Source organism: Kitasatospora cheerisanensis KCTC 2395 (genome assembly GCF_000696185.1).
GTDB classification, from domain to species: Bacteria; Actinomycetota; Actinomycetes; order Streptomycetales; family Streptomycetaceae; genus Kitasatospora; species Kitasatospora cheerisanensis.
In genome coordinates this window covers 5,500,841-5,520,358 of record NZ_KK853997.1, presented here as the reverse complement: position 1 = coordinate 5,520,358, position 19,518 = coordinate 5,500,841, and the positions used below count along the sequence as shown (strand labels likewise).

General features: G+C 69.4%; 10 protein-coding genes, 1 rRNA gene and 1 pseudogene. 2 read left to right on the top strand and 10 right to left on the bottom strand.

Annotated elements, in window-relative coordinates; all coding sequences use genetic code 11:
- Positions 1 to 75: 75 nt before the first annotated feature.
- From KCH_RS25110 to eccD, 10 genes are all read right to left on the bottom strand, one after another.
- Positions 76 to 1,592, bottom strand: a 16S ribosomal RNA gene (locus KCH_RS25110).
- A gap of 436 nt (positions 1,593 to 2,028) precedes the next feature.
- Positions 2,029 to 3,714 carry a ribonuclease J gene (locus KCH_RS25105; protein ID WP_035866712.1) on the bottom strand — a complete coding sequence of 562 codons (1,686 nt, stop codon included), beginning with the start codon at positions 3,712 to 3,714 and terminating at the stop codon, positions 2,029 to 2,031.
- 171 nt (positions 3,715 to 3,885) lie between these two features.
- Positions 3,886 to 4,785, bottom strand: a complete 900-nt coding sequence (dapA, locus tag KCH_RS25100) for a 4-hydroxy-tetrahydrodipicolinate synthase (RefSeq protein WP_035866710.1) — start codon at positions 4,783 to 4,785, stop codon at positions 3,886 to 3,888.
- A gap of 316 nt (positions 4,786 to 5,101) precedes the next feature.
- A complete protein-coding gene (thyX, locus tag KCH_RS25095) occupies positions 5,102 to 5,887 on the bottom strand; it encodes an FAD-dependent thymidylate synthase (RefSeq protein ID WP_035866708.1) in 786 nt (261 codons plus the stop codon).
- Positions 5,888 to 5,921: 34 nt separating this feature from the next.
- A complete protein-coding gene (locus KCH_RS25090; protein ID WP_035866706.1) occupies positions 5,922 to 6,383 on the bottom strand; it encodes a tetratricopeptide repeat protein in 462 nt (153 codons plus the stop codon).
- A 1-nt stretch (position 6,384) separates the two neighbouring features.
- Complete coding sequence (gene dapB, locus KCH_RS25085) at positions 6,385 to 7,131, bottom strand: 4-hydroxy-tetrahydrodipicolinate reductase (protein ID WP_035866705.1); 747 nt, start codon at positions 7,129 to 7,131, stop codon at positions 6,385 to 6,387.
- Positions 7,132 to 7,153: 22 nt separating this feature from the next.
- Positions 7,154 to 8,509 carry a M16 family metallopeptidase gene (locus KCH_RS25080; RefSeq protein ID WP_244305423.1) on the bottom strand — a complete coding sequence of 452 codons (1,356 nt, stop codon included), beginning with the start codon at positions 8,507 to 8,509 and terminating at the stop codon, positions 7,154 to 7,156.
- Positions 8,510 to 8,622: 113 nt separating this feature from the next.
- Complete coding sequence (locus tag KCH_RS25075; protein WP_035866700.1) at positions 8,623 to 10,833, bottom strand: polyribonucleotide nucleotidyltransferase; 2,211 nt, start codon at positions 10,831 to 10,833, stop codon at positions 8,623 to 8,625.
- 377 nt (positions 10,834 to 11,210) lie between these two features.
- Positions 11,211 to 11,501: a 30S ribosomal protein S15 gene (rpsO, locus tag KCH_RS25070; protein WP_030462697.1), complete on the bottom strand. Its 291-nt coding sequence runs from the start codon at positions 11,499 to 11,501 to the stop codon at positions 11,211 to 11,213.
- Between the two features lie 88 nt (positions 11,502 to 11,589).
- Positions 11,590 to 13,056, bottom strand: coding sequence for a type VII secretion integral membrane protein EccD (eccD, locus tag KCH_RS25065; protein ID WP_035866697.1), 1,467 nt, complete (start codon positions 13,054 to 13,056; stop codon positions 11,590 to 11,592).
- A 514-nt stretch (positions 13,057 to 13,570) separates the two neighbouring features.
- Here eccD and eccCa point away from each other — a divergent pair.
- Both eccCa and KCH_RS25055 read left to right on the top strand, forming a co-directional pair.
- A pseudogene (gene eccCa / locus KCH_RS25060) lies at positions 13,571 to 17,529 on the top strand (type VII secretion protein EccCa).
- Between the two features lie 472 nt (positions 17,530 to 18,001).
- Entirely contained in the window at positions 18,002 to 19,411 is a 1,410-nt protein-coding gene (locus KCH_RS25055; protein WP_035866695.1) for an APC family permease, read from the top strand.
- Positions 19,412 to 19,518: the final 107 nt, after the last annotated feature.

Below are 19,518 nucleotides of genomic sequence, written 5' to 3'. Positions count from 1 at the left end.
GTGCCGAATAGTCAACGTTCCACCCATGAGCAACCGTGCGAGACATTCGCTCGCAAGCGGCTATGTGCTCCTTAGAAAGGAGGTGATCCAGCCGCACCTTCCGGTACGGCTACCTTGTTACGACTTCGTCCCAATCGCTGGTCCCACCTTCGACGGCTCCTCCCCTTACGGGTTAGGCCACCGGCTTCGGGTGTTACCGACTTTCGTGACGTGACGGGCGGTGTGTACAAGGCCCGGGAACGTATTCACCGCAGCATGCTGATCTGCGATTACTAGCAACTCCAACTTCATGGGGTCGAGTTGCAGACCCCAATCCGAACTGAGACCGGCTTTTTGGGATTCGCTCCGCCTCACGGCATCGCAGCCCTTTGTACCGGCCATTGTAGCACGTGTGCAGCCCAAGACATAAGGGGCATGATGATTTGACGTCGTCCCCACCTTCCTCCGAGTTGACCCCGGCAGTCTCCTGTGAGTCCCCGACATTACTCGCTGGCAACACAGAACAAGGGTTGCGCTCGTTGCGGGACTTAACCCAACATCTCACGACACGAGCTGACGACAACCATGCACCACCTGTACACCGACCACAAGGGGGCGCCCATCTCTGAGCGTTTCCGGTGTATGTCAAGCCTTGGTAAGGTTCTTCGCGTTGCGTCGAATTAAGCCACATGCTCCGCTGCTTGTGCGGGCCCCCGTCAATTCCTTTGAGTTTTAGCCTTGCGGCCGTACTCCCCAGGCGGGGAACTTAATGCGTTAGCTGCGGCACCGACGACGTGGAATGTCGCCAACACCTAGTTCCCAACGTTTACGGCGTGGACTACCAGGGTATCTAATCCTGTTCGCTCCCCACGCTTTCGCTCCTCAGCGTCAGTAATGGCCCAGAGATCCGCCTTCGCCACCGGTGTTCCTCCTGATATCTGCGCATTTCACCGCTACACCAGGAATTCCGATCTCCCCTACCACACTCCAGCCTGCCCGTATCGAATGCAGACCCGGGGTTAAGCCCCGGGCTTTCACATCCGACGCGACAGGCCGCCTACGAGCTCTTTACGCCCAATAATTCCGGACAACGCTCGCACCCTACGTATTACCGCGGCTGCTGGCACGTAGTTAGCCGGTGCTTCTTCTGCAGGTACCGTCACTTGCGCTTCTTCCCTGCTGAAAGAGGTTTACAACCCGAAGGCCGTCATCCCTCACGCGGCGTCGCTGCATCAGGCTTTCGCCCATTGTGCAATATTCCCCACTGCTGCCTCCCGTAGGAGTCTGGGCCGTGTCTCAGTCCCAGTGTGGCCGGTCGCCCTCTCAGGCCGGCTACCCGTCGTCGCCTTGGTAGGCCATTACCCCACCAACAAGCTGATAGGCCGCGGGATCATCCTGAACCGCCGGAGCTTTCCACCAACCCCCATGCGGGAGAAGGTCGTATCCGGTATTAGACCTCGTTTCCAAGGCTTGTCCCAGAGTTCAGGGCAGATTCCCCACGTGTTACTCACCCGTTCGCCACTGATCCACCCCGAAGGGCTTCACCGTTCGACTTGCATGTGTTAAGCACGCCGCCAGCGTTCGTCCTGAGCCAGGATCAAACTCTCCGTGAATGTCTCCACGGGGAGCGGCACAGCAACCACCGGAATAGGGCGGTCCTGCGCACTGCGTCCTCGCTAGTGTTACTTCATAAAGGAATCTCCAACCGATCATCAAGACCGGCCGGGGATGTCAACATATCTGGCGTTGACTTTTGGCACGCTGTTGAGTTCTCAAGGAACGGACGATTCCTTCGAGCCGCATTCCTGCGGACCCTCCGGGCGCTTCGTTCTTTCGTGTTTCCAGCTTATCAGATGTTTTCCGCTCCGTTTTCCGGAGTTTCGATCCGATTTGCTTTTGCCTTTCGGCGCTCCCGAACTCTACCAGAGTTTCTCGGCCTGTTTTCCCCGCCCCATTCGAACGAATTCGAATCCCGGGGCGAAGCCGCACGACCGTGGGGCAACCCGGAGAACACTACGCACCGGGCTGCCCCAGGTCAAATCAGGTCGGTCAGACCTCGACGACGACCGGGAGGATCATCGGGCGGCGCCGGTAGTTGTCGGCGACCCACTTGCCGATGGTCCGGCGGACCAGCTGCTGGACCTGGCGGACCTCCAGCACGCCCTCCCCTGCGGAGCGGGTGAGGGCTTCCTCCAGCTTGCCGGCGATGGCCGTGAATGCGCCGTCGTCGATGCCGGAGCCGCGGGCCTGGATGGTCGGGCCGCTGACGATCTTGCCGTTGGTGGAGTCGACCACCACGAAGACCGAGATGAAGCCCTCTTCGCCGAGGATCCGGCGGTCCTTGAGGGAGGCCTCGGTGATGTCGCCGACGGACGAGCCGTCCACGTACACGTAGCCGGCCTGGACCTTTCCGGCGATCCGGGCGACGCCCTTTTCGAGGTCGACGCAGACGCCGTCCTCGGCGATGACCACGCGGTTGCGCGGGACGCCGGTGGCGATGCCGAGGTCGGCGGCGGCGCGCAGGTGGCGCCATTCGCCGTGCACCGGCATCAGGTTCTTCGGCTTGCAGATGTTGAAGAAGTACAGCAGTTCGCCGGCCGAGGCGTGGCCGGAGACGTGCACCTTGGCGTTGCCCTTGTGGACGACCTTGGCGCCCCAGCGGGTGAGGCCGTTGATGACCCGGTAGACGGCGTTCTCGTTGCCGGGAATCAGCGAGGAGGCGAGGACGACGGTGTCGCCCTCGACGATGCGGATCTGGTGGTCGCGGTTGGCCATCCGGGACAGCGCGGCCATCGGCTCGCCCTGGGAGCCGGTGCAGATCAGCACCACCTCCTTGTCGGGGAGGTCGTCGAGGGTCTTGACGTCGACGATCAGGTTGCCGGGGACCTTCAGGTAGCCGAGGTCGCGGGCGATGCCCATGTTGCGGACCATCGAGCGGCCGACGAAGGCGACCTTGCGCTTGTACTCGTGCGCGGCGTCCAGGACCTGCTGGATGCGGTGCACGTGGCTGGCGAAGGAGGCGACGATGATGCGCTTCTCCGCGTTGGCGAAGACGTTGCGCAGCGCGGCGGAGATGTCGCGCTCGTGCGGGATGAAGCCGGGGACCTCGGCGTTGGTGGAGTCCACCAGCAGCAGGTCCATGCCCTCTTCGGCCAGCTTGGCGAAGGTCGGCAGGTCGGTGAGGCGGCCGTCCAGCGGGAGCTGGTCCATCTTGAAGTCGCCGGTGGCGACGACCATGCCCGCGGGGGTGCGGACGGCGACGGCCAGGGCGTCGGGGATGGAGTGGTTGACCGCGATGAACTGGCAGTCGAAGGGGCCGATCCGCTCGCGGTCGCCCTCGGCGACCTCCAGCACGTAGGGGCGGATGCGGTGCTCGGCGAGCTTGGCCTCGATCAGGGCGAGGGTGAGCTTGGAGCCGATCAGCGGGATGTCCGGGTTCTCCCGGAGGAGGTACGGGACGGCGCCGATGTGGTCCTCGTGGCCGTGGGTCAGGACGATGCCGTCGATCTTGTCGAGGCGGTCCCGGATGTAGGTGAAGTCGGGGAGGATCAGGTCGATGCCGGGCTGCTCGTCCTCGGGGAAGAGCACGCCGCAGTCGATGATCAGGATGCGGTCGCCGTACTCGAGGACCGTCATGTTGCGGCCGATCTCGCCGAGTCCGCCGAGCGGGGTGATGCGGAGGGCGCCCTCCTTGAGAGCGGGGGGAGCGCCGAGTTCGGGGTGCGGGTGGCTCAAAAGACTCTCCTCACGACGCACGCCATATGCCCGGGGGGTTCCTCCCCCGGTGACATATGGCGTGCGTCCATCGTGGTTACCTGACTGCCGATTGCCGCGCGCCTTCGGTCCCGGTCCAGCGGCGGACCCGGTCGGGTCCGGCGAGCCGGGGGCGCGCACGTCTGTTGTTGGTTACAGGTGTACCCCGCCGGCGGCGAGATCCTCCTTCAACCGGGCGATCTCCGCGTCCGTGGCGGAGATCAGGGGCAGCCGGAGCGGACCGGCCGGGTGTCCCTGCAGGTTCAACGCCGCCTTGGAGAGGATCACTCCCTGGGTGCGGAAGATTCCGGCGTACACCGGCAGCAGGGTCTGGTGGACGGCGAGCGCCTTGGCGTGGTCGCCGGCGACGAACGCCTCGATCATGGCGCGCATCTCGGCGGCGACGACGTGGCCGACCACGCTGACCACGCCGACGGCTCCGACCGAGAGCAGCGGCAGGGTCAGGTTGTCGTCGCCGGAGTACCAGGCGAGGCCGGAGTCGGCGATGGCCCGGGAGGCCGCGGCGACGTCGCCCTTGGCGTCCTTGTTGGCGACGATCCGGGGGTGCTCGCCGAGGCGGACCAGGGTGTCGTGTTCGAGGGCGACACCGGCCCGGCCGGGGATGTCGTACAGCATGACCGGCAGCTCGGTGGCGTCGGCGACGGCCACGGTGTGCCGGTACAGGCCCTCCTGCGGCGGCTTGCTGTAGTACGGGGTGACCGCGAGCAGGCCGTGGGCGCCGGCGGCGAGCGCCTGGCGGGCGAGTTCGATGCTGTGGTGGGTGTCGTTGGTGCCGACACCGGTGATGACGTGGGCGCGGTCTCCGACCGCCTCGACCACGACCCGGACCAGCTGGGCCTTCTCCGCATCGGTGGTGGTGGGCGACTCGCCGGTGGTGCCGTTGAGCACCAGGCCGTCGTTTCCGGAGTCCACCAGGTGGGCGGCGAGGCGCTGCGCGCCGTCGAGGTCGAGGGCGCCGTCGGCGGTGAACGGGGTGACCATCGCGGTCAGGACCCGGCCGAAGGGCGTCTGCGGTGTGGAGGTCGGAGCCATGGGTCCAAAGCTACTCGTAGGGCGGTGGTCGGTAGCCACGCAGGTCCAGGGTTTGGACAGTCCGGAGGGCCGCGGGCCGGGCCCGACATGGGATTCCGGTGCTGCGCGCTCGGGGGTTCACGCAGCACCGGAATCCGTGTCCTGAGCGTATGGAGCGGCCGAGAATGCCGCAATCCAGACATGCCGGACAGTCCGGCCATCTGCCCGTCGGTGCAGGTCAGCGGCCGATTCGGCGCCGTCGGGGCCGGGCCGCACGGGTGAGCGGCGCGGGGCCGGGATCCGACGGTCCGTCAGTTCCCGGCCTGGGGCGCGCGGGTCAGACCTTGCGCCAGCCGGGAACCCAGGCGCCGTCCTCGACGGTGTAGTCGCCGAACAGCGACGGGGCCTCCTTGACCATCAGCTCGCCGATCTTGCCGAACAGCAGCCGGATCTCCTCCTCGGCGCCCGGCGCGGTGCGGTTCTCGATGACGTGGCGCAGGGTGCGCACGTTCGCCGTCCAGACCAGGCCGGTGGCCAGGCCCTCGGGGGCGAAGCGGCGCATGAAGGAGGTCTTCTCCTTCTTCTCGTGGAACTTCACGCCCTCCTCGTCCAGCCCGAAGTGGTCGGCCATCCAGTGCTGGAACTCCTCGATCTGCTGCATCAGGCCGGTGGCGCGGCCCATCAGCTCCTCGTCCTGCTGGGCCCACTCGGGGAACCAGAACGGGATGTCGTCGAGGCGGACGAAGCGCAGCGACTCCTGGGAGACGGCGACGCCGGCGCGGTGGCGGACCAGCTCGTGGGTGACCACGCGGCTGACGTTGTGCAGGACGAAGGTGAAGGAGACGTGCTCCAGCACCGAGCCGTGCGCGCTGGCCAGGATGTTCTTCAGGTAGACGTCCTGGTCGGTGCGGACCTTGGTGACGTTCGGGTTGAGGCCCGGCTTCCACGAGCGGTAGCAGATCCGGCCGGCGAACTCGGCGAGGTTCTGGGCGTCGTCCAGGTCGCCGCGGTCGACGCGCTCCAGCCAGCTCTCGCCGCCGACGTCCTGCAGGTAGGCCGCGACCTCGTCGTAGTCGAGCTCGGGGCGGGCGATCAGGTGGACCTGGGGTTCGACTGCGCGCATGGGTGATGTTCCTGGCTGTTGGGGGCGGTACGGGTCAGTTTACGGCGGTGGCCGCGGCGTCCTGGTCATGCAGCTTGATCGCGTGCTGCATGGCCTTGCGGGCGCGCGGGACGTCGCCGGCGTCCGCGTAGGCGACGGCGAGCCGGAAGAAGTTCCGCCAGTCGGTGGGGCCGGCCTCGGCCTCGGCCTTGCGGCGGGCGAACACCGCGTCGGCGGAGGCGCGGTCGATCCGGCCGCCGCCGGTGCGCTTCAGCTCGTCGACGGGCAGGCCGCCCTCGGCCTCCAGTTCGCGGGCGAGCCGCTCGCTGGCCCGGCCGAAGCGGAGGGTCTGGCGCAGGAACCAGACGCCGATCAGCGGGATGACGAAGGCGCACACGCCGATGCCGATGCCCAGCGGCTTGCCGGTGGCGACGAGCTGGACGCCCTCGCCGACGCAGACGACGCTGACCAGCAGCAGGATGCCGGAGAGGACGAAGAAGCCGGTGCGAGAGGTCATGTCACAGGTCCAGGAAGTGTTCCAGGCCGAAGGTCAGGCCCGGGTGGTCGGCGATCTTCCGCACGCCGAGCAGGATGCCGGGCATGAAGCTGCTGTGGTGCATCGAGTCGTGACGGATCGTCAGGGTCTCGCCGGTGTCGCCGAACATGACCTGCTGGTGGGCGAGCAGGCCGCGCAGCCGCACCGCGTGCACCGGGACGCCGTCGACGTCGGCGCCGCGGGCGCCCGGCAGGCTGTGCGTGGTCGGGTCCTGCTGCGGGGGCAGGCCGGCCTCGGCGCGGGCGGCGGCGATCAGCTGCGCGGTGCGGGTGGCGGTGCCGGACGGGGCGTCGGCCTTGCGGTCGTGGTGGAGCTCGACCACCTCGACGGACTCGAAGTACTTGGCGGCCAGCTGGGAGAACTTCATCCCGAGGATCGCGCCGATGGAGAAGTTCGGGGCGATCAGCAGGCCCAGCCCGGGGGCCGCGGCGAGCAGGCCGCGCACCGTCTCCAGGCGCTCCTCGGTCCAGCCGGTGGTGCCGGTGACCACGTGAATGCCGTGGGTCAGGCAGTACTCGAGGTTGCCCATCACCGAGTCGGGGTGGGTGAGTTCGACGGCGACGTCCACCCGGGCGTCGGTGAGCTCGGTGAGCTTCGAGTCCCGGCCGAGGGCGGCCACCAGCTCCAGGCCCTCGGCGGCCTCGACGGCCTTGACGGCCTCGGAGCCGATCCGGCCCTTGGCGCCGATCACGGCGACGCGCAGCGTCATGTCAGTTGTCCTCTCGGGCGGGTCAGGCGAGCAGGTCGGCCAGCTTGGCGGCCCGCCGGTCGTTGATCGGGCCGATCAGCGCGAGCGAGGGCCGGTGCGCCCCCAGCACATCACGGGCGACGGCGTGCACGTCGTCCAGGGTGACCTCGGCGATCTTCTGCAGCATCTCGTCCACCGACAGGTGGTGGCCGTAGGAGAGTTCGGCCTTGCCGATGCGGTTCATCAGCGAGCCGGTGTCCTCCATGCCGAGCACGGTGGAGCCGGAGATCTGGCCGATCGCGCGGCGCAGCTCCTCCTCGGTGATGCCCTCCTCGACGACCCGGGCGAGTTCCTCGCGGCAGATCTTCAGCACTTCCTCGACCCGCTTGGGCTGGCAGCCGGCGTAGATGCCGAACAGGCCGGTGTCGGCGTACGAGGTGGAGTAGGAGTACACGGAGTACGCCAGGCCGCGCTTCTCCCGGACCTCCTGGAACAGCCGGGAGCTCATGCCGCCGCCGAGGGCGGCGTTGAGCACGCCCAGCGCCCAGCGGCGCTCGTCGTGGCGCGGGATGCCGGGGACGCCGAGGACCAGGTGGGCCTGCTCGGTGGGCCGGTTGAGGACGGCGGCGCGGCCGGAGGTGCGGACCGCCTTGACGCCGCGGCGGACCTCGGCGGGGTGGCCGGCGGACTTGGCCAGCACCGGCGCGAAGGCCTTCTCCACCAGCTTGACCACCTTGGCGTGGTCGAGGTTGCCGGCCGCCGCGACCACCAGGTTCTCCGGCTTGTAGCGGCGGTGGTAGAAGCCGGCGATCTGGTCGCGGCTCAGCTCGGAGACGGTCTCCTGGGTGCCCAGGATCGGGCGGCCGAGCGGTCCGGTCCCGAAGATCACCTTGGCGAACAGGTCGTGCACCACGTCGCCCGGGTCGTCCTCGGCCATCGCCATCTCTTCGAGGATGACGCCGCGCTCGGACTCCACGTCCTCGGGGCGGATCAGCGAGCCGGTGAGCATGTCGCAGACCACGTCGATGGCCAGCGGCAGGTCGGTGTCCAGCACCCGCGCGTAGTAGCAGGTGTTCTCCTTGGCGGTGAAGGCGTTCATCTCGCCGCCGACCGCGTCCAGCGCGGCGGAGATCTCCAGCGCGTCGCGCCGGGCGGTGCCCTTGAAGAGCAGGTGCTCCAGGTAGTGCGTGGCGCCGTTGAGGACCGGGGTCTCGTCCCGGGAGCCGACGCCGACCCAGATGCCGAAGGTGGCGCTGCGCACCGTCGGGAGGGTCTCGGTGACGACCCGCAGGCCGCCGGGGAGCACGGTGCGGCGGACGGTGCCCGCCCCGCCTTCGGTGCCCTTGAGCAGGGTCCGGGTGGTGCCGGGGCGCTGCTTCGCCGCCGAGGCCTGGGCCACGGGTGTTCCTTCCAGCTACTGCTTCACGAGGGGAGCTTCAACGAACTTCACGAACAGGGCGCGGCCCGCACGCGCCGGGTGGGGCGTGCGGGCCGCGGGGTGTTACCGGGGTGTCACTCGGAGGCGGCGGCCTCGCCGCCCTCCTCGCCCTCGATGACGGGGATCAGCGACAGCTTGCCGCGCGGGTCGATCTCGGCGATCTCGACCTGCACCTTGGCGCCGACGCCGAGCACGTCCTCGACGTTCTCGACGCGCTTGCCGCCGGCCAGCTTGCGGATCTGCGAGATGTGCAGCAGACCGTCCTTGCCCGGCATGAGCGAGACGAAGGCGCCGAAGGTGGTGGTCTTCACCACGGTGCCCAGGTAGCGCTCGCCGACCTCCGGCATAGTCGGGTTGGCGATCTGGTTGATCGTCGAGCGGGCGGCCTCGGCGGCCGGGCCGTCGGCGGCACCGATGTAGATGGTGCCGTCGTCCTCGATGGTGATCTCGGCGCCGGTGTCCTCCTGGATCTGGTTGATCATCTTGCCCTTGGGGCCGATGACCTCGCCGATCTTGTCCACCGGGATCTTGATGGTGATGATCCGCGGCGCGTTCGGGGACATCTCGTCGGGCGAGTCGATGGCCTCGTTCATGACGTCGAGGATGTGCAGGCGGGCGTCGCGGGCCTGCTTGAGCGCGGCGGCCAGCACGGAGGCCGGGATGCCGTCGAGCTTGGTGTCCAGCTGCAGCGCGGTGATGAAGTTGCGGGTACCGGCGACCTTGAAGTCCATGTCGCCGTACGCGTCCTCGGCGCCGAGGATGTCGGTGAGCGTCACGTAGTGGGTCTCACCGTCGATCTCCTGCGAGATCAGGCCCATGGCGATGCCGGCGACGGGGGCCTTCAGCGGCACACCGGCGTTCAGCAGCGACATGGTGGACGCGCAGACCGAGCCCATCGAGGTGGAGCCGTTGGAGCCCAGCGCCTCGGAGACCTGGCGGATCGCGTAGGGGAACTCCTCGCGGGTCGGCAGGACCGGGATCAGGGCGCGCTCGGCGAGGGCGCCGTGGCCGATCTCGCGGCGCTTCGGCGAACCGACGCGGCCGGTCTCGCCGACCGAGTACGGCGGGAAGTTGTAGTTGTGCATGTAGCGGCGACGCGTCTCCGGGGAGAGCGTGTCGAGCTGCTGCTCCATGCGGAGCATGTTCAGCGTGGTGACGCCCAGGATCTGGGTCTCGCCGCGCTCGAACAGGGCCGAGCCGTGCACCCGCGGGATGGCCTCGACCTCGGCGGCCAGGGTGCGGATGTCGGTGACGCCGCGGCCGTCGATGCGGACCTTGTCCTTGATGACGCGCTCGCGGACGATCTTCTTGGTCAGCGCGTTGTAGGCGCCGCTGATCTCCTTCTCGCGGCCCTCGAACTCCGGGAGCAGCTTGTCGGCGGCGACGGCCTTGATGCGGTCCAGCTCGTTCTGGCGCTCCTGCTTGCCGGCGATGGTCAGCGCCTTGGCGAGCTCGTCCTTGACGGCGGCGGTCAGCGCGGCCAGCACGTCGTCCTGGTACTCCAGGAAGCGCGGGAACTCGCCGGTCGGCTTGGCGGCCTGCTTGGCGAGCTGCGCCTGGGCGGCGCACAGCACCTTGATGAACGGCTTGGCGGCCTCCAGGCCCGAGGCGACGACCTCCTCGGTGGGGGCGTCGGCGCCGCCCTCGACCAGCTTGATGGTCTTGTCGGTGGCCTCGGCCTCAACCATCATGATCGCGACGTCGCCGTCCGGCAGGACGCGACCGGCGACGACCATGTCGAAGACGGCCGACTCCAGCTCGGAGTGGGTCGGGAAGGCCACCCACTGGCCGTTGATCAGCGCGACGCGGACGCCGCCGATCGGGCCGGAGAACGGCAGGCCGGCCAGCTGGGTGGAGGCGGAGGCCGCGTTGATGGCCACCACGTCGTACAGGTGGTCGGGGTTGAGCGCCATGACGGTGACGACGACCTGGACCTCGTTGCGCAGGCCCTTGACGAAGGACGGGCGCAGCGGGCGGTCGATCAGGCGGCAGGTGAGGATCGCGTCCTCGGACGGCCGGCCCTCACGGCGGAAGAACGAGCCGGGGATGCGGCCGGCGGCGTACATCCGCTCCTCGACGTCCACCGTCAGGGGGAAGAAGTCGAAGTGCTCCTTGGGCTGCTTCGAGGCGCTGGTGGCCGACAGCACCATGGTGTCGTCGTCCAGGTAGGCCACGGCGGAGCCGGCGGCCTGACGGGCCAGGCGGCCGGTCTCGAAGCGGATGGTGCGGGTGCCGAAGCTGCCGTTGTCGATGACGGCCTCGGCGTAGAAAACGTTCTCTTCCACCTGGAAGATCTCCTCTTTTGTACGTCTCCCCAGGAGCGCCCCTGCGCTTGCCTGCCGTGGCCCGGGCAGCTGGGCCGGTCTTCGATCGAAGCCACCGGGTCCGTCCCCGCGTGTCGGGGGTTCCGGCGGCCACTACCGAGGACCGGCGCCTTTCGGCGTGCGGCGGCGTCGGCGTGTGGACGCTCCTGTGGTGCGGGCGGCTTCCGTTTGAAGCCTTGTCCGGCCCGCAAGGGCGGGCATGCCCTTTACCTTACAAATTCACACCCTATCGAGCGCGACTTTAAAGCCGGTCCGTTCGCGGGGCGTGGTCGCGGGGTGGCGCGGAAAGCGCCGAGGGGCGGCTCCCCCGGTGAGGGGAGCCGCCCCTACGAGCGGTGTCAGCGGGCGCCGCCGGCGGCACCGCGGCGGATGCCGAGGCGGTCCACCAGGGTACGGAAGCGCTCGATGTCCTTCTTGGCCAGGTACTGCAGCAGGCGGCGACGCTGGCCGACCAGGATCAGCAGGCCACGACGCGAGTGGTGGTCGTGCTTGTGGAACTTCAGGTGCTCGGTCAGGTCCGAGATGCGGCGGGAGAGCATGGCCACCTGGACCTCGGGAGAGCCGGTGTCGCCCTCCTTCTGGCCGAACTCGGCGATGATCTGCTTCTTGACGTCAGCGGCGAGGGCCACGGGCATCTCCTTCGGTTTCTGCCGAGTGGTCCTGGTCGGAAGCACAGGACCTGACAAGACTCGGACGGATCAACGATAGCAGCGCGGCTCAGCCGGTCGCGCCGCGCACCACGTTGTAGATGTTGAGCACGGCCAGCGCCAGCGGCACCAGGGCGATCAGCATCAGGCTGTCGACCATGTCCAGGATGCGGCCCCAGAAGGGGGACACCCCGGAGCGGGGGACGATCAGCGCGATCGCGGTCATGATCGCGGCGCCGGCCGCGATGGACGCGGACAGCCAGACGGTGCGCAGGTCGCCACCGCCGCCGCCGGGCGTCGCGGCGGCGATCGCCAGGTGCAGCGGGGTGTGCAGGGCGAGGCCGAGGATCAGCAGCGCCAGGCCGGCCAGGCCGGCGATGGTGAGCGCGAACACCTGGGCGGTGTAGCGGAACAGCCGGGCGCGCAGCATGGTCGAGACGCCGATGGTCAGCGCGAGCAGTTCGGCCCAGGTGCGGTCGCTGAAGCCGAGCACGGTGCAGGCGCCGACGATGGTGGTGGCGGCGCCGCCGACCAGGCCGACCAGCACCTCGTGGCCGCGGCGGGCCTGGGCGGCGATCCGCTCGTACTGGACGGTCTCGGTGCCGGTGTTCTCCTCGCCGTAGGCGGTGCCGCGGGTGCGGGTCTGGCCGGGGGCGCTGAAGCCCACGGGCAGGCGGGCGAACCGGGCGGAGAGCGCGGGCAGGAAGCCGACCGCGGCGACCGCGGCGACGCCGGTGACGGCGGCGATGTCGGTGATCGCGGTGCCGGACATCAGCACCGCGGCGAAGGTGGCCAGGGTGCCGGCGGCTGCCACGAAGGCGGCGGCGACGAACACCGAGTCCTTCTCCGGCAGCAGGCCCACCAGCAGGACCGAGACGACCAGCACGGTGACGCAGCCGACCAGGAACTGGAGGCGGCCGGGGCCGTCGCCGGCGTTCGGGACGTCGATGATGCCGGAGCCGGCCAGCATGGCGTGCGGCAGGGCGCCGAGGCCGAGCGCGAGCGCGGCGACGTGGTCGTCGTAGACCCGGGCGCGGACGGCCGAGAAGGTCACCAGCACGACGGCGGTGACGCCGGCCAGGATGCCCGGCAGGCCGAACATGTTGTGCCGCAGGTCGGAGAACCACAGCGCGAAGGCCAGCAGGGTGAGCAGCACCGTGCCGGCGATCAGGCCGAAGGCCCGCATCAGGTCGGGGCTCCAGAACCTGCGGTCGGCCTCGACCGCCGAGGCGATGGCGTCGGCGACGTCGTCGTAGACGGCCGGCGGCAGCGACTCGGAGAACGGACGCAGGCTCAGCAGGTCGCCGTCGCGGACCTGTTGGGCCGCCAGCGGCAGGCCGCTGTCGAGCACGGTGCCGTCCCGGCGCACCAGATGGAAGCCGGTCGGTGTCCCGTCCACCTGGGTCTGCCCGGAGAGCCGCAGCACCTCCGGGTAGATGTCGGCGAGCGGGACGTCCTCCGGCAGGGCGACGTCGATCCGGCTGTCCGGTGCCACCACGGTGACCCGGCAGAAACCGGTCGTAGCGTTTGTGCTCACCGGCCCTCTCCCCCTCGTTGGCTAGTCGGCAAGTCTGCTGACCACTCGTCGACGGGATTCCGGAACTGTCACGGCCCGAACGAGAGTTGGCGCGGCGACACCTTACCCCCTCCTGGCAAGGGTGCAGTGCGGCGGGGGCGTGGACGGTGCGGGGGCGGCGTGCGGGGATGGAGGCGGTGCACAGGTGCGCCGGGGGTTGTGTGTTGACGTCGGGTCAGTACCCTGCGGGGTGGGCGACCCCGTGGACGAACGGCTTGGCGTGCGCAGTAGGATCGGCCCCTGCGCACGGCGTACGGGGGCGGCGATCGAAGACGCGACAGCCCCGGCGCGCCTGCGGTTCGGCGGAGCGGGGGCGGCGTCATCACACGGGGCGCCCTCACCGTACGTATCCAGATGCGTGAGGGCGGATTGTGAGCGAGCGATGGGGGTGCCCCCGACCCTGTGCCCGGGGAGGGCGCACCGTTGACGACGGGGAGTCGCGCGCTGCGACTGCCGCTGGGGGCGGGGTGACCGCATGAGTACGGTGACGGTCAAGCGCCCGCCGCGGGCGTTCCCGCCTCCGGTGTCGGAGGAACCGGTCGAGCTGGTTCCGCCGCCGGAGCTGCCGCGGGGCGGTGGCGAGGACTGGATGATGTCGCTGCTGCCGCTGCTCGGCATGGGCGGTTCGGCGGCGTTCTTCTTCTCTCCGGGCGCGCAGGGCCCGATGAAGATGATGGGTGTCCTGATGGTCGCGTCGACCGCCGCGATGGCGGTGGCGCAGATCGTGAAGGCGCGCAAGGGCGGTAGCGCGGCGACCTCGGACGAGCGCCGCGACTACCTGAAGTACCTGCAGCAGAAGCGCCGCGAGGTGCGTCGCACGGCCGAACGGCAGCGCGGCGCGCTGCTGTTCACCCACCCGGAGCCGGACCAGCTGTGGTCGATCGTGGCCGAGGGCCGCCGGCTGTGGGAGCGCCGTCCGACCGATCCGGACTTCGCGCAGATCCGGGTGGGCCTGGGCCCGCTGCAGCTGTCGACGCCGCTGGTGGCGCCGCAGACCGCGCCGATGGACGAGTTGGAGCCGCTCGCCGCCGAGGCGATGGGCACCTTCATCAAGACCCACGGCACGCTGCAGGACCTGCCGCTGGCGGTCTCGCTGCGCGCCTTCTACCACATCACGGTGTGCGGCGACCCGGACTCGGTGTACGGCAACGTGCGGGCGATGGTGGCCCAGTTGGCGACCCTGCACTCCCCCGAGGACCTGATGATCGGGGTGGCCGCCGCGCCCGGCGCGGTGGAGGAGTGGGAGTGGGCGAAGTGGCTGCCGCACACCCAGCACCGCAAGGAGAGCGACGGCGCCGGTTCGCGTCGTCTGATCGCTTCCGGGCTGGGCGAGTTGGAGGAGCTGCTGGCCAACGAGCTGGCCGGCCGCAAGGGCTTCTCCCGGGACAGCACGCCGAGCGCGGACCAGCCGCACCTGGTGGTCATCATGGACGGCGCCTCGGTGCCGGTCGACTCGGTGATCGCCGGCCCGGAGGGCGTCCAGGGCGTCACCGTGATCGAGGTCGTCCCGGGTGACCTGGACGAGCCGAACGGCCACCTGGTGATCACCGTCGGCAAGAACGACCTGCTGCTGGAGGCGGCGTCCGGGGCGAGCTACCCGGGCACCCCCGACAGCCTGTCGGGGTGGCAGGCCGAGGCGCTGTCGCGGCAGTTGGCGCCGTTCCGGGCGTCCGCGGGCGGCGACGACAGCGACCCGTCGCTGGTCTCGATGGACTTCACCGAGATGATGCACACCGGCGACCCGGGCTCCTTCGACCCGGCCCGGCACTGGCGTCCGAAGCCGATCCGCGAGAAGCTCCGCGTCCCGCTGGGCGTCGGCAGCAACGGCGAGTACGTCTGGCTGGACATCAAGGAAGCCTCGCTGGAGGGCATGGGCCCGCACGGCATGTGCGTCGGCGCGACCGGTTCCGGCAAGTCCGAGGTGCTGCGCACCATCGTGCTGGCGCTGGCGGTCACCCACTCCTCCGAGGTGCTGAACCTGGTCCTCGCGGACTTCAAGGGTGGTGCGACCTTCGCCGGCATGGCGGAGATGCCGCACACCGCGGCCGTGATCACCAACCTCGAGGGCGAAGCCACCCTGATCGACCGCATGCGCGACGCGATCGAGGGCGAGATGAACCGCCGTCAGGAGCTGCTCCGCGCGGCGGGCAACTACGCGAACATCAACGAGTACGAGCGGGCCCGCACCGCGGGTGCGCCGCTCGACCCGCTGCCCTCGCTGCTGATGATCATCGACGAGTTCTCCGAGCTGCTCACCGCGAAGCCGGACTTCATCGACCTGTTCATCCAGATCGGCCGCATCGGCCGTTCGCTCGGTATGCACATGCTGCTCGCCTCGCAGCGACTGGAGGAGGGCAAGCTCCGCGGCCTGGACACCTTCCTGTCCTACCGCCTGGGTCTGCGCACCTTCTCGGCCGCCGAGTCGCGGGCCGCGATCGGCGTGCCGGACGCCTACCACCTGCCGCCGATCCCCGGCGTGGGCTACCTCAAGTTCGGCTCCGACGTGATGGAGCGCTTCCGGGCCGCGTACGTGTCCGGCAAGTACCGTCCGCCGGGCCAGCAGCGCGCGGTCGGCGGGCGGGTCATCACCGCCCAGCCGGTGCTGTTCACCGCCGCCGAGGTCGAGGTCGTCGAGCCCGAGGTGGAGGAGGTCCTTCCCGATCCCACGGAGGAGGAGGAGAAGGACGACGCGCTGCTGGACACCATGCTCGACGTGTTCGTCCAGCGCATGATCGGCCAGGGCCCGCCGGCCCACCAGGTGTGGCTGCCCCGCTGGAGGCGCCGCCCTCCGTGGACAGCCTGCTGGAGCCGCTGCTGGTCAGCCCGGAGCGCGGTCTGACCCCGGCGTCGATCCGCCAGGGCAACCTGATCGTCCCGGTCGGCATCGTCGACAAGCCGCGCGACCAGCGCCGCGACGTGATGTACCTGGACTACTCGGGCGCGGCCGGCCACGGCATGATCGTCGGCGGTCCGCGGTCCGGCAAGTCCACCATGGTGCGCACCATCGTGGCGGGCTTCTCGGTCACCCACACGCCGGTGGAGGCGCAGTTCTACCTGCTCGACTTCGGCGGTGGCGGCTTCGGCTCGCTGGCCGACCTGCCGCACGTCGGCGGCGTGGCGGGCCGACTGGACGTCGAGAAGGTCCGCCGCATGGTCAGCGAGGTGCACGGGGTGCTCAACCGCCGTGAGGAGCTGTTCCGCTCCCAGGGCATCGACACCATCGCCACCTACCGCACCCGCCGGGCGAACGGGCAGCTGCCGGACGAGCAGTTCGGCGACGTGTTCCTGTTCATCGACGGCTGGCTGACCTTCAAGCAGGAGTTCGAGGTCCTGGAGCCGGTCATCGCCGACATCGCGCTGCGCGGTCTCGGTTACGGCATCCACGTGGTGATCACCGCGGCCCGTTACGCCGAGGTCCGCCCGGCGCTGAAGGACCAGCTGCAGAACCGCGTCGAGCTGAAGCTCGGTGACTCCATGGAGTCGGAGATCGCCCGCAAGGTCGCCGCGAACGTGCCGGCGATCCCGGGTCGCGGTCTGACCCACGAGCAGCTGCACTTCCTGTCGGGCCTGCCGCGGATCGACGGCTCCAGCGCCACCGAGGACCTGGTGGACGGCGTCGCCGACATGGTCGCCCAGATCAACGCGGCCTGGACCGGCCCGCGCGCACCGCAGGTGCGCATGCTGCCGCCGGTGCTGGACGGGAACTCGCTGCCCAAGGGCTTCGAGCACCCGGAGCTGGGTGTCGCGTTCGGTGTCGACGAGGTCGAGCTGGCGCCGGTGTTCGTCAACTTCGAGTCCGACCCGCTGTTCGTCGTCTTCGGCGAGAGCGAGTCCGGCAAGTCGGCGATGCTGCGCATGCTGATCAAGCAGATCACCGAGCGGTACACCCCGGAGCAGGCCGGCATCGTGGTCGGCGACTTCCGCCGCTCGCTGCTGGGCGTCGTTCCGCCGGAGTACCTGGTGGAGTACGCGGCCGCCGCGCCCGCCATGTCGGCGATCGTGGAGATGCTGCGCGGGGCCTGCTCGCGTCGTCTGCCCGGTCCGGACGTCACGCCGGAGCAGCTGCGCAACCGCAGCTGGTACAGCGGCAAGGACATGTTCGTGATCGTGGACGACTACGAGCTGGTCGCCACCCAGTCGGGCAACCCGATGGCGCCGCTGGCGGAGTTCCTGCCGTTCGCGCGCGACATCGGTCTGCGTCTGATCATCGCCCGCAACGCGGGTGGCGCCGGCCGCTCGCTGTTCGAGCCGGTGATGCAGCGCATGCGCGAGCTGGGCGGCCAGGGCCTGGTGATGTCCGGTGACAAGGGCGAGGGCGCGCTGCTGGGCACGGTCAAGCCGCAGCCGCTGCCGCCGGGTCGTGCCGTGTTCGTCTCCCGCCGCATCCAGGCGGGTCAGACGGTGCAGACGGGCTGGCTGCCGATCCAGCAGTAGCCGCGGGGCGTGGTTCACGCACCGTGACCGTTGGGGCCGGGTTCCGAAAGGGATCCGGCCCTTCGGCATCCCGGGGACCGAACGGTGCCATAACGTTATCTTCCGTTTTTCCGCTTGGACCTTCGATTCCCGTACCCCCGGAGCCGAACGGCCTGGCCTTTCGGCGGTCCGAGCCGTCGCCGGGCAGGGCCTTTGAATCGGAGTTGCGCAGATCACTTCACCTTCGATTCAAGCGCCGTTCACCGGAGTTGACACCCTTGAAACATGTGCCCCACCCGCCGGGAAGCTGCGTTCCGCAGGAAAAGGCGGGTTTCGACAACGGATTCCGCAGCCGATCGCGCGTTGACGGGGCCTTTTGACCCAGGCAACCTGGCGCATCGGGAGCGATGCACAACCAGACACCCGCGAGAACGTTGTTTCGGAGGCGATACCGCTCCCCTCCCCACCGCCGCACAGCCGATCGGATGCCCCCATGACCGACACGCTTCCCCCGCAGGCAGCCGCCCCCTCCGCGGGTGCCGCCACCGGCGCGGATGCCCCGAAGAAGCTCGCCCGATCGCTCGGCGTCGTGGGCGGCACGCTGCTCACGCTGTCCTGCGTGACCCCGGCGTCCTCGCTCTTCGTGCTCGTCCCCGACCTGTTCGCGGACCTCGGCACCTTCACCCTGATGGCCATCGCCATCGGCTCGGTGATCTGCATCGCCGTAGCGTTCTGCTACTCCGAGCTCGGCACCCTGGTCCCCTCCGCGGGCGGCGAGTACGCCATGGTCGGCACCCTGGCGGGCAAGTTCGCGGGCTGGCTGGTGTTCATCCAGTCGCTGATCGTCGTGATGATCGTGCCCTCACTGATCGCCATGGGCACCGCCGACTACCTGGAACCGATCGTCCACGTCGACCCGAAGATCGCCGGCGCCGTGGTGATGATCGCGGCCACCGTCGCCGGCCTGCTGGACCTCCGGGCCAACGCCTGGATCACCGGCATCTTCCTGGTGCTGGAGGTCATCGCCTGCGCCGTGGTGTCCTTCCTCGGCTTCTCCCACACCGAGCGCGGCGCGAGCAACTTCGTGCACGGCGCGGTCGCGGACGCGGCCGGCGGCACCTCCGGGGTGGGCTTCGCGGCGATCCTGGCCGCGATGGGCACCGCACTGTTCGTCACCCAGGGCTTCTCCACCGCGATCTACCTCTCCGAGGAGCTGGAGAACCCCCGCAAGAACGTGGCCCGCACCGTGCTGTGGACCCTGGGCCTGTCGGTCGCCATCATCGTGATCCCGGTGGCCGCCATCACCCTGGGCGCGCCGGACCTGTCCGCGCTGACCGAGGGCAACATCTCGCAGCTGGTGATCGGCTGGAGCAACACCGGCGTCGGCACCTTCATCAGCCTCTGCATCGCGCTGGCGATCATCAACGCCGGCATCGTGATGGTCATCCAGAACTCCCGGGTGCTGTTCGCCTCGGGCCGCGACAAGGCATGGCCGGAGCCGGTGAACCGGGCCTTCGGCACCCTCAACAAGTTCAGCGCCCCGTGGATCTCCACCCTGGCGGTCGGCATCCCCGGCGCGGTGCTCTGCTTCGTTCCGCAGAACCTGCTGATGAACATCACCGGTGTCGCGGTCGCCGCGCTGTACCTGCTGGTCGCGGTCGGCGCGCTGTTCTCCCGCCGCGGCGAGCACAAGCACGCCCCGGCCTGGCGCCAGCCGCTGTGGCCCGCGCTGCCGATCCTGGTGATCGTGGTGCTCGCCTACACGCTGACCCAGCTGGACCTCACCGCGCTGCTGTGGACCCTGGGCATCACCGTCGCCGCCAGCCTGTACTGGGCGTTCTACCTGCGTCCCCGTCAGGAGACGCGCTGGGTGATCACCCTCCCCGAGGACGAGCGGGTCTGACCCCCCCGCAGCCGCTCTCCTCGTCGGCCCCGCCGGTTCCCCCACCGGCGGGGCCGACCCCTTTCCGGGGCCGGCCGCGCGAGCGTCCGGAGGGGGTACCGACGGGC

What these genes read in the sequence shown, in the direction of transcription:
- dapA (WP_035866710.1), bottom strand. Translation starts at nt 4,785, where the DNA reads ATGGCTCCGACCTCCACACCGCAGACGCCCTTCGGCCGGGTCCTGACC.
- thyX (WP_035866708.1), bottom strand. Translation starts at nt 5,887, where the DNA reads ATGCGCGCAGTCGAACCCCAGGTCCACCTGATCGCCCGCCCCGAGCTC.
- KCH_RS25090 (WP_035866706.1), bottom strand. Translation starts at nt 6,383, where the DNA reads ATGACCTCTCGCACCGGCTTCTTCGTCCTCTCCGGCATCCTGCTGCTG.
- dapB (WP_035866705.1), bottom strand. Translation starts at nt 7,131, where the DNA reads ATGACGCTGCGCGTCGCCGTGATCGGCGCCAAGGGCCGGATCGGCTCC.
- KCH_RS25055 (WP_035866695.1), top strand. Translation starts at nt 18,002, where the DNA reads ATGACCGACACGCTTCCCCCGCAGGCAGCCGCCCCCTCCGCGGGTGCC.